Annotated in this window: 15 protein-coding genes; 3 read left to right on the top strand and 12 right to left on the bottom strand. The window is 66.1% G+C overall.

Annotated elements, in window-relative coordinates; all coding sequences use genetic code 11:
• The 4 genes from WMN78_RS08905 to WMN78_RS08890 form a co-directional block, all read right to left on the bottom strand.
• The coding region (locus WMN78_RS08905) for a lyase family protein (RefSeq protein WP_340533400.1) at positions 1-833 on the bottom strand (833 nt) is incomplete at its 3' end.
• A 191-nt stretch (positions 834-1024) separates the two neighbouring features.
• Positions 1025-1753 (bottom strand): FadR/GntR family transcriptional regulator, encoded by a 729-nt coding sequence (locus WMN78_RS08900; RefSeq protein WP_340533399.1) that lies wholly within the window; start codon positions 1751-1753, stop codon positions 1025-1027.
• A gap of 112 nt (positions 1754-1865) precedes the next feature.
• A complete protein-coding gene (locus WMN78_RS08895) occupies positions 1866-2117 on the bottom strand; it encodes a DUF2630 family protein (protein WP_340533398.1) in 252 nt (83 codons plus the stop codon).
• Between the two features lie 194 nt (positions 2118-2311).
• Positions 2312-2788, bottom strand: coding sequence for a hypothetical protein (locus WMN78_RS08890; protein ID WP_340533397.1), 477 nt, complete (start codon positions 2786-2788; stop codon positions 2312-2314).
• Between the two features lie 178 nt (positions 2789-2966).
• On the opposite strand from WMN78_RS08890, the gene WMN78_RS08885 reads away from it, so the two are divergent.
• Entirely contained in the window at positions 2967-3578 is a 612-nt protein-coding gene (locus WMN78_RS08885; RefSeq protein ID WP_340533396.1) for an NADPH-dependent FMN reductase, read from the top strand.
• Here the strand turns inward: WMN78_RS08885 and WMN78_RS08880 are convergent.
• Positions 3575-5947: a beta-galactosidase gene (locus WMN78_RS08880; protein WP_340533395.1), complete on the bottom strand. Its 2373-nt coding sequence runs from the start codon at positions 5945-5947 to the stop codon at positions 3575-3577. The genes WMN78_RS08885 and WMN78_RS08880 overlap by 4 nt on opposite strands.
• A 203-nt stretch (positions 5948-6150) precedes the next feature.
• On the opposite strand from WMN78_RS08880, the gene WMN78_RS08875 reads away from it, so the two are divergent.
• Positions 6151-6753, top strand: coding sequence for a DUF1992 domain-containing protein (locus tag WMN78_RS08875; protein WP_340533394.1), 603 nt, complete (start codon positions 6151-6153; stop codon positions 6751-6753).
• Positions 6754-6769: 16 nt separating this feature from the next.
• On the opposite strand, the gene WMN78_RS08870 is transcribed toward WMN78_RS08875, so the two are convergent.
• From WMN78_RS08870 to WMN78_RS08860, 3 genes are all read right to left on the bottom strand, one after another.
• On the bottom strand, positions 6770-7411 hold the full coding sequence (locus WMN78_RS08870) for an NADPH-dependent F420 reductase (protein WP_340533393.1): 642 nt from the start codon (positions 7409-7411) through the stop codon (positions 6770-6772).
• A gap of 71 nt (positions 7412-7482) precedes the next feature.
• The gene (locus WMN78_RS08865; protein WP_340533392.1) at positions 7483-7797 is read right to left on the bottom strand and encodes a DUF6221 family protein; all 315 of its coding nucleotides are present in this window, start codon (positions 7795-7797) and stop codon (positions 7483-7485) included.
• 5 nt (positions 7798-7802) lie between these two features.
• Positions 7803-7979 carry a hypothetical protein gene (locus WMN78_RS08860; protein WP_340533391.1) on the bottom strand — a complete coding sequence of 59 codons (177 nt, stop codon included), beginning with the start codon at positions 7977-7979 and terminating at the stop codon, positions 7803-7805.
• A gap of 166 nt (positions 7980-8145) precedes the next feature.
• Between WMN78_RS08860 and WMN78_RS08855 the strand changes: the two genes are divergently transcribed.
• Positions 8146-8523 (top strand): hypothetical protein, encoded by a 378-nt coding sequence (locus WMN78_RS08855; protein ID WP_340533390.1) that lies wholly within the window; start codon positions 8146-8148, stop codon positions 8521-8523.
• 103 nt (positions 8524-8626) lie between these two features.
• On the opposite strand, the gene WMN78_RS08850 is transcribed toward WMN78_RS08855, so the two are convergent.
• From WMN78_RS08850 to WMN78_RS08835, 4 genes are all read right to left on the bottom strand, one after another.
• Positions 8627-8911 carry a DUF1540 domain-containing protein gene (locus WMN78_RS08850; RefSeq protein WP_340533389.1) on the bottom strand — a complete coding sequence of 95 codons (285 nt, stop codon included), beginning with the start codon at positions 8909-8911 and terminating at the stop codon, positions 8627-8629.
• 259 nt (positions 8912-9170) lie between these two features.
• Positions 9171-10520 carry an ammonium transporter gene (locus tag WMN78_RS08845; RefSeq protein WP_340533388.1) on the bottom strand — a complete coding sequence of 450 codons (1350 nt, stop codon included), beginning with the start codon at positions 10518-10520 and terminating at the stop codon, positions 9171-9173.
• 380 nt (positions 10521-10900) lie between these two features.
• Positions 10901-12304, bottom strand: a complete 1404-nt coding sequence (locus tag WMN78_RS08840; protein WP_340533387.1) for a GntP family permease — start codon at positions 12302-12304, stop codon at positions 10901-10903.
• A gap of 54 nt (positions 12305-12358) precedes the next feature.
• Positions 12359-12904 carry a gluconokinase gene (locus WMN78_RS08835; protein ID WP_340533386.1) on the bottom strand — a complete coding sequence of 182 codons (546 nt, stop codon included), beginning with the start codon at positions 12902-12904 and terminating at the stop codon, positions 12359-12361.
• Positions 12905-13066 lie beyond the last annotated feature (162 nt).

Here is a 13066-nt window from a genome sequence, read left to right as displayed (position 1 = left end):
ACGTCCTGGGTGGCTTCGATGAGGTCCACGGCGGTGACCAGGGGCAGGCCGGTGACTTCGGCCAGGTGCCGGCAGGCTGCTTCGGCGTAGCCGGGAGGGGCGTTCAGGCCGGTGCCGATGGCGGTGGCGCCGAGGTTGATTTCGTGGATCAGCAGGTCCGCTTCGGCCAGGCGCAGCCGGTCCTCGCCGATGGTGACGGCGTAGGAGCCGAATTCCTGGCCCAGGGTCATGGGCACGGCGTCCTGCAGCTGGGTGCGGCCCATTTTGACCACGGTGCGGAATTCGGCGGCCTTGGCGGCGAACGCGTCTTCGAGTTCGGCCAGGGCGGCGAGGAGTTCGCGGGCGGCGAAGATGGTGCCCAGCTTCACCGCCGTGGGGTAGACGTCGTTGGTGGACTGGGAGAGGTTGACGTGGTCGTTCGGGTGCAGCCGGGCGTAGTCGCCCTTGGGGTGGCCCAGGATTTCCAGGGCCCGGTTGGCGATGACTTCGTTGGCGTTCATGTTCGAGGACGTTCCGGCGCCGCCCTGGATGACGTCGACGACGAACTGGTCGCTGAGTTTGCCGTTCATCACGTCGGTGCAGGCGGCCTCGATGGCGTCGGCGCGCCCGGGGTCCAGGAGGCCGAGTTCGCGGTTGGTGCGGGCGGCTGCCAGCTTCACGGCGGCGAGGCCGCGGACCAGGTACATGTTGGAGGAGAGCGGCTGGCCGCTGATGGGGAAGTTCTCCACGGCGCGGAGCGTGTGGACGCCCCAGTACGCGGCAGCGGGGACGTCGCGGTCACCCAGCAGGTCATGTTCGGAGCGGGTGTCCGGGGCGGTAGGGGATGTGTTCATTGGAGGTCCTCACAGGGCTTCGTTGACGGGCTTGGACGGTGGAATTTGGGACGGAAATCCAGGGCCGGGGCAGGCTGAAGTGACGCCGCAGCCTGCGCGGGGGCATGGTTGTGCCACGGCAAGGAGACCGCATGGGGCTTGCGGTGGTTGGGAAAGGTTAGGGAAAGTGCGTGGAGTTCGGGGCTTAGGGTCTAGCGCGTATGGCCGGCCCTGGAGTGCTCGCTTCCGGGAACGATGGTGCCCAGGGCGCATTCAACCCCGTGCAAATGCATTCTCATGGCCTGGGATGCTTCCTCAGCTGATCCACTCTCGATGGCAGCGAAAATGCGGGCATGTTCCTCACCCGATTCCTTCCGCCGGTCAGCCACGAGGTTGAGGGTGTTCGACTGGTTGGCCATGGCGTCGCAGATGTCCGACAGGAATGATTCGAACACGCCGTTGCCGCTGCACCGGGCAATGGTCACGTGGAACTCGGTGTTCAAAAGCACCCACTGCTGGAGATCGTCCTCCTCGGACATTTCCCGAAGGATTTCCCGGAGAGCCTCCAAGTCTTCGCTGCTGCGGCGCTGGGCAGCGAGGCCCGCGGCAGGCACTTCCACGTGGGGGCGGGCTTCAACGAGGGCGCTGGCCGAGTACTTGCCGAGTTTGAGGTCCTGGGCCACCTTGTCTGCAATGACGAAGGTGCCCTTGCCCGTGTGCGTGGCGGTCAGTCCCAACGCGGTGCATGAACGTAGCGCCTCCCTGACCATCGTGCGGCTCACACCGTACTGCTTGGCCAGGGATGCCTCCGAGTCGAGGCGGGTGCCGACCGGGATCTTGCCGCCTTCGATAGCGCTGCGGAGGGATGCGAAAACCGCCTCAGCCGCGCCAACGCGTACCACTCGGTCCTGTGCTGCTGTCCAGCTGTCCAACAGGTTCATACGAAAACTATGGCACCTGTCACACAGCCTGTCAAAGCTGATGTGAAAACATTGCGAGGAGGAGTGGCTCCGGGCGGTGTCTCGGGCTCCGGGAATGGCCGGTGTTCAAGCATCAACCGCGGTAGTCCTCCACCTGCTTGACCGGCCGCACTTCCGCCTCGTCCGGGTTCTCGCCATACTGCCTCTTGGCCCGCCGCTGGCGCAGCAGGTCCCAGCACTGGTCCAGGTCCTCTTCAATTCGCTTGAGCCGTGTGCGGTCCGGGGCATGCTCGGGGCCGGGCGCGGCGGACTCCGCTTTTTCCCGAAGCTCGCGTTCCTCTTCAACGAGGCTTTGAATGCGGTGCAGGATGTCCTGTTCGTCCACGGTGTCCTTCTTTCTGGAGCCTTTCCGGGGCAGCGGTTACCAGCAAGCGTAGTGAGGCGCGCGGCGCCTGACCAGAACATCGTGCAAGCCGGGCCGGCTGCCGGGACCCGCCACGAACAGGACGCGGACGACGCCGGGACCTCCCGCCGTCGTCCGCTTCCGGCTGCCATGACTACCAGTCGGTGCGGGCATCGTCAGTCGCCGCCACCACCACCGTCGCCTCCACCGCCGTCACCTCCGCCATCGGAGCTGTCGCCGTCGCCGAAGTACCAATTGAGGCCTGATCGGGAACCATTGGCACGGCTGGGTGGCTTTATGACGCCGAACAGCAGCACGCCGGCCGCCTGGGGATCGCCGCCGGCCGCGGCAAAGGCGGCCCGCCGCTTTACTCCCAGGCGCCAGGTTGTGAACAGGAACACGGCATAAGAGAGCGCCAGCCCCGAGAACGTGACCGTCCGTGCCGCTGAGAACTCAAGCCCGAATGCGGCGATCACAATGGCGCCGATGATCAATCCCGCCGGAAAAGCGAGGAGAAGCCGAAGAATCAACCGGCCACGCAGTCTAGCCTTCGACACGGGAAGCAGCGCGGTGCTCGGGTTGCTGGTGCCTCGCCGGAGTGCCTTCATGACGGGCCTTGGCTGGTTCATCTGGCCCTCCCGGATATAGGTCATAGTTAAACGCCGTGTCCGGCATGTTTCTTGGTGCTGTCTGAATCCTATGTCCCGCGCATCCAGGCTCTGGCCGTTGCCCGCGTCATGTGCTGGACTGGCTGGTGGGCGGCGCCTGTCATGGGCACAGCCCACCAGTCGGCCAGCCGGCTCAGTCCGGCCCAAAGAAGGGATCTGTCGCATGGCAACGTTCAAGATCGGCTACTTCGTCGGAAGTTTGGCCTCCGGCTCCATCAACCGCATCCTCGCCAACGCCTTGATCAAACTGGCTCCCGAGGACCTCGAATTCACGGAAATCCCCATCAAGGACCTCCCGCTCTACAGCTATGACTACGACGCCGACTTCCCGCCTGCCGGCCGTGCACTGAAAGATGCCGTCGAGGGCTCGGACGGCATCCTGTTCGTGTCCCCCGAATACAACCGCTCCATCCCCGGCGCGCTCAAGAACGCGATCGACTGGGGGTCACGCCCCTGGGGCACCAACTCCTTCGCCCGCAAGCCCACCGGGATCATCGGCGCTTCACCGGGCAGCATCGGCACCGCGGTCATGCAGTCCTCCATGCGTGCTGTCCTCAGCTTCCTTGACGCGCCCCAGCTCAACGCCCCCGAGGCCTACCTGAAGTTCAATCCCTCCGATTTCGCCGACGACGGCACGGTTACCAACCAGGGCACTGCGGATTTCCTGCGCCACTACATGGAGGAATACGGTGCGTTCGTGGAACGGGTGCTCGCCGCCAATGCGCCCGGGCACATCGGCGATCCCAAACCGGACGAGGCCAAGCTCACCCGTTAGGGTCCCGGCTTTTCCGTCCATTCAGTCCAGCGCACCACGCGGAGCGAGTCGAGCGACACGAGATCGCCCGTCGTTGAATCGCGGCGCCGTCGGGCTTCCAGCGGCAGCCCGACGGCGGCGTCAGTGGCCAGCGGAAGGATGTGGAGGACCACGTCGGATTGCGCTCCGATGCCCGCATCGCTGAGCTCCACGATCCACGGTGAGCCGTCCCAGAAGCGGTCTGCCACCACAATGCCGTCCACCAGCAGCTGCGCCACGTCCCCGGCCCAGTGAATCTCCAGCTCGGCGGTACCGCCACCGGTTGACCCGCCAGCCTGCTCACTGCCGGGGAAGGCTCCGGCGGGCAGCCCTATCCGGTACATCCGGGCAAGTTCGGCGATGGCCGCCGGCGAGGGGGCCGAAGCCCTGCCGGCAACCGACCCGAACGACGGCGGCACGGGCCGGGCGGGCCGGATCAGTTCCGCCTCCGGCAGCTCCAGCTCCTGGGATGGGCGGGCGCCCGCGATCACCACGGCTTCGAACGACGCCGATTCCAGGCTGTAGCGGAGGACCTCCGGTGCGCCGGAAGTCCGGCCGGCAAGGTTCCCCGAGGCGGCAACCCACACAGGTTCCCTGGACAGGACCAGCTGACGTCCGTGCTCAGTGTCCAGGACCCAGGCGGTGTCCGCGGCCCCGTCCGGGAGGACCAGGATGTTCAGGCTGGAATCCCCTGCGGTGGCAGTCAACAGCACTGGAGCGTCCGCCGCCACCGCGTAGGTGTTATCGGCCAGGGCGGTTGCCGGTCCGGCGAGTGCGGTGCCTTCCTTCAGGCGGAGTTCCACGCCGATGCCCGGTTCGGCCGCCAGCACCAGCGTGGGCGCCGAACCGTGGCCAAGAATTGTCAGCGGGGAGGCCGTTGCCCACTCCAGCAGCACGCCGCCCACCTCAAGGTTGACCGGCCAGTGGGCGATGGTGCCGGGCGGAATGGACAGGGGGCTATCGGGGAATGCCACTGTCCCGGCGTCGAGGTCCACCTCAAACTGCGCAGCAGGATACGCGTCCAGGGGAACGTGCGGCTGGTGCCAGGTAATGAAGACGAACCCGGACTGGCCGTCGCTTCGCAGTGCCCACCGCAACGTGGTGGAATCGTCCACGCCGTCCGGACGGACCTCGGGCAACGAGGACGGCATCCGGGCCAGACGTTGTCCGAAAGCGGCCAGGAACGCATGCTGCTTGCGCAGCTGCGCAAAGCTTGCTGACAACCGTCCCGCGGCTCCGATCGGCGCGTGGAAGTCGTAATCGAAGCGCGGAAGGTCGTTGGGGTATCCCGTGGCCTGGGACTCCTGCATGTCGTCGGCAGGGTTGGTTCCGCCCGCGAACATGTAATAGCCCTGCCAGGCCGAGCCGTTGCCGATCTTGTTGTGCGCCACCGCTGCTACATCCAGTGCACGCGGCCAGGGCCGGCGCTGGTACGCCGTCGCCATACCACCGGCCAGCTCACACGTAGCCGCGGGGTAGAGGGCCGACGGCGTGCGCGGCGGCGCAGCGCCGTCGCCGTTTCCCAGGTGCTCCCGGAGATCGGCGCCGATGCCGGGATCGTCCCAGACGTGGCTGAAGAGGTAGTGCTCCCGGAAGGTCACGTCCCAGGGAGCGTCCGCATCCACCCAGAATCCGTCCCCGTACCCGCCGAACAGCGGAAGGACTTCGTCGTGGGGAAGGTCGGCGCCGCCCCAGGCCGTGGCTGTCCAGACGGGAGCGTTCAGTCCCGCCGCCCGGGCCAGGTTCTTCAGCTCGCGGAGGTGGCCGGGCTGGTCGTATAGCTCGTTCTCCAGTTGGATGCCGATGACGTTGCTGTCCGGCCCCACGAGTTCTGCAAGCTCCGCACCCAGCCGACCGAACCAGCGCTGCACCAGCCGGAGGTAGGAGGGGTCGTTGGTCCGGTGCCTGACATCTGCGGCCTGGACCCAGTCCGGAAAGCCGCCGTTGCGGACCTCGCCGTGGCACCAGGGCCCGATCCGCAGCACGACGTCGAGCCCCACCGAGCGGCAGAGCCGGACGAACGCGGCAACGTCGAGGTTCCCGTCGAACCGGACGTCGCCCTCCTGCGGCTCATGATGAAGCCAGAACACATAGCAGGCCGCCACCGTGATGCCGCCGGCCTTCATCAGCCGCAGCCGGTCTTCCCAGCGCCCGCGGGGGAGCCTGCTGAAGTGGATCTCCCCTGATACCGGGATGCACGGCACGCCTGCCACTTCAACGTAACGGTTCGTCAGCCGGTACCGCTCATGCCGGTCCACGGCATTGCTCATGGCAGGTCGGGTCAGGGGCGCCTCCCACGCCGTGTGGGAAACACGCAGCGTGCGGACCTTGCCGGGGGATGTCGCGGCCATGCTCGAATAGCTCCTTGGATTGTGGGCTGGTCACCCCGATGCCGGTGCGGGCAGAGGGTCAAGGCAGGTACTGGGATCGCTCCCAGCCAGTATTCCAGAACACCCACGGTTGCAGCGTCATTGAAACTCCCGCGGGGCCTCTGAATACTGGAAGGCAGGCAATTCAGGATCGCTATTCAGGATCTGCGAAGGAGAGTGCGGACATGGCCAGTGAAGGAGCCGGCGGCACATTCAGGCGCCGTTTGGAGCGTGCCGTTGAACTGCGTGCTGTCCGGGCCACGGGCATGACGGCCGAGGAAGAAGCCGAGCTCACCGCTGCCGAGGAAAAGGAGCGGGAGAAGCGCCGGAGGGTGGATGACGCCAAAAGGGTCGAATACCTGATCCGCGACGCCATGGCCCAGGGGAAGTTCGACAACCTGAAGTACGCCGGCAAACCCATCCCCGGGCTGGGCGAGCCCTACGATCCTGACTGGTGGGTCAAAGGCCTGATCCAGCGCGAGAACATCACCGGCATGGGGCCGAAAGCCATTCTCCTGCGGACCGAAGATGCCGGGCTCGACGACAGGCTTGACGCCCAGTACTCGGAGAAACAGGTCCGCGACATCCTGCAGGACTTCAACAAGCGCGTGATCGACGCCCGCCGCCAGTTGCAGGGCGGCCCTCCGGTGATCACCAAGACAAGGGACGTTGAGGCGGAAGTGGAGCGCTGGCGCGAACGCCGGGCGGCGCGCGCCGCGGCCGAGCCGCCACCGGAGCCTGAAGTGAAGCGCTCCTGGTGGCGGCGCGTCTGGGACGGCGGAACGTGAGTCGCGTAACGGAACGTCAGACGATGCGGGGAGCCCGGGCCGCGCTCTCGGTGAGCTCGTCGGCAGTCTGGCGAACAACGTACGCCGGGCGGTCACGCTCCACCCGCCAGCTCTCGGACAGCGGGCCGATGTTGACTGTGTCGAAGCCGAACTCGTCGTAGAACCGGGTCACCAGTTCCGCGGCTTCAGCGTAGTCGCTGGCCGTGGCAAGGGCACGGCGCCCTGGTGTGCCGGCGGGTGCTCCGTTGGAGGTGATCTCCCTGGCCATGATGTGGTTGAAGCCCTTGGCTACCTTGGACGTGGGCAGGTGCTTTTGCAGCAGCCCGGACGTTGTGGCCTCTCCGTTGTCCAGTTCCGGGAAGCGGCCGTCCCGCTCCCAGTAATAGTTGTTCGTGTCGATCACGACCTTGCCCGCCAGCGGCTGCACCGGCAGGTCCCCGATGCTCTTGAGGGGCACGGTCACAACGGCGAAATCGCCGGCCGTGGCTGCCTCCGCCGCTGAGGCTGCACGGGCCCGGGGTCCCAAATCCGCCACGAGGTCCGTCAGCGTTTCAGGTCCGCGGGAATTGCTGATGACCACGTCGTAGCCGAGCTGCACGGCCTTGCGTGCGATCTGGCTGCCAATATGTCCTGCGCCGATAATTCCAATTGTTGTCATGACCGGGCCAACACCGCCGGGGCCGGGGATATTTCACGGCGTGCCGCATACCGGCTGGCCATGCGCCGGGCTTACCGCCAGTCCTCTTCGAAATCCGGGTGATCGGCATAGGGCAGCGCCAAGGCCTTCAGCGAACGCGTGGTCCATTCAATGCCTTCGGGAATCCAGCGGGATTCCTCCTCGAAGGGGTCGCTGACCATGGTGGCCAGCGCCGTCTGCCGGGCCGATTCGACAATGCGGATGACCCTCTTCTTTGCCTCGCACTCCAACAACAGGCGGTGTTCGTACCATCTCGCCGATTCGGAGACCGTGCGGTCACTGAGGATTTTTCGGGCCGCCGCCTCGTCTTCCCTGATGCGCTCGGACAGGAAATCGACAATGTCCACGACCGTTAGCCTCCGGCGGATGCGCCTTTGATGTCGGAGCCTGTGATGTCCCCGCCTGTGATGTCCCCGCCTTCGGCGGGGTCCTGCGAATGCACCCGGATGTCCCTCGGATCAGCGTTCTCGTCGCCCTCGGCCGGAGCTTCGCTGTGGACACGCTCCGACGCCTGTTGGTTCTCGCTCATGACCGCTCCTTCCGCGGTGGTTCGTACGGTAATTTCTGCATCCCGCTACTGATCATCTAGCTCCCGGAGCCGCGGGGCTGTCAAGGACCTTTCCGGCCCTACCGGGGCCGCACGAGTGGAGGACAATAAGTCCCATCGGAGGACGGCCCAGCGAAGGAGCAGGACAGTGTCAGAGACGAACGGACCACGGCGCGCAGCACAGCAGATGCAGGAGGCGGCCCGGTACCTGGCCCGTGCCACCAGGAACCTGGACGCTCCCTCGGACAGCCACGAAATCCTCCGCAGCCTTACGGAAACGCAGGGCTCCATCGCCCAGGCCATCCGCGAACTGGCCCAATGGCACCGGGCGGCGGCAGCGGGAACGCAGTACTACCGCCCGCACAACGAAAGCGCCCGCGGCGTTATGACCGCGGTGTCCGAGCTGGACCTCGCAGCGCAGGAGGCCGACGCCCTGCAGGAGACGCTGAACCGGGCCCACGGCGGAAGCAGCGTGGTGAACTGGCTGGAGACCTCCGAAGCTGAGGCGTCCGCCCGCGACGACTGACATGCCCGCCGGCTCTGCCGGGGAAGCCGCTCACGCAAGAGGACGACGGCGGGAAGTCCCGCCGTCGTCCTCTGCTTGGGTTGTTGGTGCCCGGTCCTGCCCGCTACGCGTGTGCGTAGGTGAGGCAGTCCGCGTTGTCTGCGCCGGGACCCACATGTACCTCGGGGGCCTTGCACATCAGGTGGTCGTTGTGGACGCATTCCGAGCGCTGGCAGGCCCCGACGTCGGCAAGGACCTTGGGCAGGCCGCCGTGGATCCCGGTGTCGATGAAGGTGGCGCAGGATGCGTGGTCCTGGCTACCGCCCACCGTGATGGCGGCGGCGTTGCAGTTCGAATGGTCGTTGAAGGAACAGTTGGAAACACTGCAGTCTGCGACGTGCGTGGTCATGGGAAGATCCTCCGTGGTTCGGCTGCCCGGGCGGGCTGCTCCCTTCGTCCACGGTAGGCCCGTCCGGCCGGATCAAAAAGACCCAAACGTGTGACCTAATTACGGAAGGCGCTGCAGGCTGGGCATAACGGCCTATGGTTCCGCGGCTCCCGGCTTCCTACAATGGAGGTAGGGCCGACGGCACGACTCCCGGCAAGTCCGGGGGGCCTTCCCAAAACCGCCGCCGGCCCCTCAATCCCCGGCAATCGTGCGTGGGCAGCTAGACGAGGCTGCCTTCCTTTTCCTGTGCTGGCTGGACTGTTCCTTCGGCAGCTGGTGTGGCTGCCCCGGTAGCTGTGACCGTGGCGGGCGCCTGGGGGTGGAAGGGGTTGAACCGGCTGCGGGACAGCTCGCCGAAGGCGTAGGCGGTTTCCGCGTGTTCGGACAGGTCCACCCCGACGTTTTCCGCTTCCTCACTGACCCGGAAGCCGAGCGTCTTGTGGATGGCGAGGCCCAGGACGGTGGTGACCAGTCCGGAGAGCAGGACGGTTACCAGCACGGCCACCGTCTGTGCCACCAGCTGGTGGAGTCCGCCGCCGTAAAAGAGGCCGCCGCCCTGGCCGTCTACCGGCAGCGCAATGAAGCCCAGCGCCAGCGTGCCGATGAGGCCGCCGCCGAGGTGGACGCCCACAACGTCGAGGGAGTCGTCCAGGCCGAAGCGGTACTTCAGGTCCACGAAGATCGCGCAGAGGGCGCCAGCTACGAGGCCCAGGCCGATGGCCCCCACCGGGCTGATGTTGGCGCAGGACGGGGTGACGGCCACCAGTCCGGCCACGACGCCCGATGCGGCACCGAGGGAGGTGGGGTGGCCGTGGCGGATCTTTTCGGTGACCAGCCAGCTCAGCATGGCCGCTGCCGGGGTCACCAGGGTGTTGATCCAGATCAGGCCGGCCTGCTCCGCGGTGGTGGCGGCGCCCCCGTTGAAACCGAACCAGCCAAACCAGAGGATGGCCGCACCCAGCATGATGAAGGGAATGTTGTGCGGGCGGTGGTTGGGATCCTTGCCGAAGCCCTGGCGCTTGCCCACGATGACGGCGAGGATCAGCGCTGCGACGCCTGAGCTGATCTCCACTACGGTGCCGCCGGCGAAGTCGATGACCTGCCCGAACACGGACGTGATGGCCCCGTTGGCGCCCAGCAGGCCGCCGCCCCAGACCATGTAGGCGAGCGGGCAGTACACGAGGGTGACCCAGATGGGAACGAAGAGCGCCCAGGAGCTGAACTTGGCGCGGTCGGCAATGGCGCCGCTGATGAGGGCGACGGTGACCATCGCGAACGTGCCCGCGTAGGCTGCCTTGATGAGGTCGGGGGAGCCGATGAGGTTGGTGAGCCCGAAGCTGGCGAAGGGGTTGCCGAAGATTCCCAGCACGCCGTCGCCGCCGGTCATGGAGTAGCCCCACAAAACCCAGATGACGCCGACGATGCCGGCCGAGATGAAGCTCATCATGATCATGTTGAGCGCCGCCTTGGCCCGGGTCATGCCGCCGTAAAAGAGGCCGAGGCCGGGGGTCATGATCAGCACGAGGGCCGTTGACACCAGCACCCAGACGTTTTCCGCAGTGATTTGCACCTGCGTGTCCCTTCTCATCAAGTCATCTGTACGGGACCTCGAGTGATTCCGGGCCACGCCCCCGCTCAATGTTTCATGCACCGTGTTTCAGGCAATGGGGCGTTAAGTTGCGGGAACGTTACAGGAACACGCCCTGCGTGAAGATCACGTGACCGCCTTGTTTCAGGGATGTTAACGAAGGCTCCTGGATGCAGCGGTGAGGGGACGCTGGCGGGTTGCGTTTCGGCAAGATGACGGGCAGCTCACCAAGGCACGGAGGGGCGCTTGATCCAGGGATAAGCAGGGGACTGTCTCGGGTTAAAGCGAGAACGACGGCGGGATGTCCCGCCGTCGTTCTCTGTTGCGTTACCGGGTTGACCCGGATGGGGTGGATCGGCCGGCTAACCGGCCAGGCCGGCCACGCCGAAGATGGCAGCCGCGATCGCGAAGCCCATGACGCCGATGAGCGTTTCCATCACAGTCCAGGTTTTCAGCGTGGTCTTGACGTCCATGCCGAAGAAGCGGCCCACCAGCCAGAAGCCGGAGTCGTTGACGTGCGAGACCACCACGGAACCGGCGGCCACGGCGATGACCAGGGCAGCCACCTGCATGCCGTTCATGCCGGCGAGGGCCACCGCGGGAGCGATCAGCCCGGCGGTGGTGGTCAGCGCCACCGTGGCTGAACCCTGCGCGATGCGGAGGATGGCCGAGATCAGGAAGCCGGCCAGCAGCAGGGGGATGCCGACGTCGCCCAGTACGCCGGCCAGGGCGGTGCCGATGCCCGAAGTGCGCAGCACGCCGCCGAACATGCCGCCGGCGCCGGTGATCAGGATGACGGAGCAGACCGGGCCGAGGGAGGATTCGAGCAGCTTCTCCAGGGTGGCGCCGTGGGAGCCGCGAAGCCTGCCCAGGACGAACATTGCCACCAGTACCGCGATCAGAAGTGCAACCGGCGTTTCACCGAGGGTGCGGAGGATCTGGTACCAGGCCTCGGTCTTTGCCGAGGCAGGAAGGACTCCGGAGGAAGCCAGGGTGCTGAGGCCGGTGTTGAGGAAGATGAGGACCAGCGGAAGGAGCAGGACGCCCACGACGGTGCGGAAGCGCGGCGGGTTCTCTTCGGCGGCGGAGTCGGCGTGGCCCAGCAGTTCCGGAACGGGGAGGACCAGCTTCTTGCCGGTCCACAGGCCGAACAGGTAGGCGGTGACGTACCAGGTGGGGATGGCGGTGATGAGGCCCGCAATCATGACCAGGCCCACGTTGGCGTCGAAGAACGTTGCGGCAGAGACCGGGCCCGGGTGCGGGGGCAGGAAGATGTGCATCACGGAGAAGGCGCCTGCAGCCGGCAGGCCATAGCGAAGCACGCCGCCGCCAAGCCGGTGCGCCACTGCGAAGACCACGGGCAGCATGACCACCAGGCCGGCGTCGAAGAAGATGGGGAAGCCGAAGATCAGGGAGGCGAGGCCCAGCGCGAAGGGTGCGCGCTTTTCGCCGAAGAGGTTGATGAGGTAGTCGGCAAGCGCCTTGGCGCCGCCGCTGGTCTCGACGATGCGGCCGAGCATCGCGCCGAGGCCAACCAGCAGGGCCACGGTGCCCAGCGTGCTGCCGAAGCCGTTGACCAGCACCGGAACCACCTTGTCCGCCGGGATGCCGGTGGCGAAGGCGGTTGCCAGGCTGACCAGGATCAGGGCGAGCAGCGCGTGCATGCGCAGTTTGATGATGAGGAACAGCAGCACCAGAATGGCGCCGCCGGCAATCAGCAGCAGGGGGCCTGCGCCGAGGGTTTGAGTCCATCCTTCGATGGTCATGATTCTCCTTTGAAGCGGTTTGTTGGGGGCTGTGGAGCTAAAGGATGTTAGGGATCAGGAAGCGCTGGGAGCGTGGCCCGCCGGCAGGTGAAGCGCGGCCTTGATGGCCTGCACCAGGTCCTCGGGAGTGCGGGTGATATCCAGCCGCAGGCTGCCGGCGGCGAGTTCCTCCGGCGTCAGCGGTTGCAGGGTGGCCAGCTGGCTGGGCAGGAGCGTCACCGGCATGAAATGGCCCTCGCGTCCGCGCATGCGCTCGCCGAGCAGGGCGGGATCGCCGTCGAGGTGGATGAAAACCACAGTGCCTTCCGCCTCCGAGAGCAACTGGCGGTAGCTGTGTTTGAGGGCGGAGCAGGTCAGGACAGTGCTTTTGCCTTCCGCGGCCTGGGCGGTCATCCAGTCCCGGATGGACTGCAGCCAGGGCCAGCGGTCCTCGTCCTGGAGCGGGGTGCCGGCGTTCATCTTGGCGATGTTGGACTCGGGATGGAACTGGTCCGCCTCGGCCATGTCCCAGCCGAGATCCCTGGACAGAGCCCCGGCGATGGTGGACTTGCCGGCTCCGGCGACACCCATTACTACCAAATGCATGGCAGGAAACTTCATTGTTCTACCTCCGTAGAAGACATCGTTGGCTTCGGAATGAAGCTCAGGCCAGCAGCGGACGCTGGATAGGAAAATAAGATAGCACCATTTAGAAGCATTAGTAGCATCTTTTTGTTACACAGGTCATACCTTTGCTGATTTGTAGCCTAAACTGGAGGCCAG

Origin of the sequence: Arthrobacter oryzae (assembly GCF_037911235.1) — a bacterium.
GTDB classification, from domain to species: domain Bacteria; phylum Actinomycetota; class Actinomycetes; order Actinomycetales; family Micrococcaceae; genus Arthrobacter; species Arthrobacter oryzae_E.
This window is presented reverse-complemented; position numbering and strand designations above follow the sequence as displayed.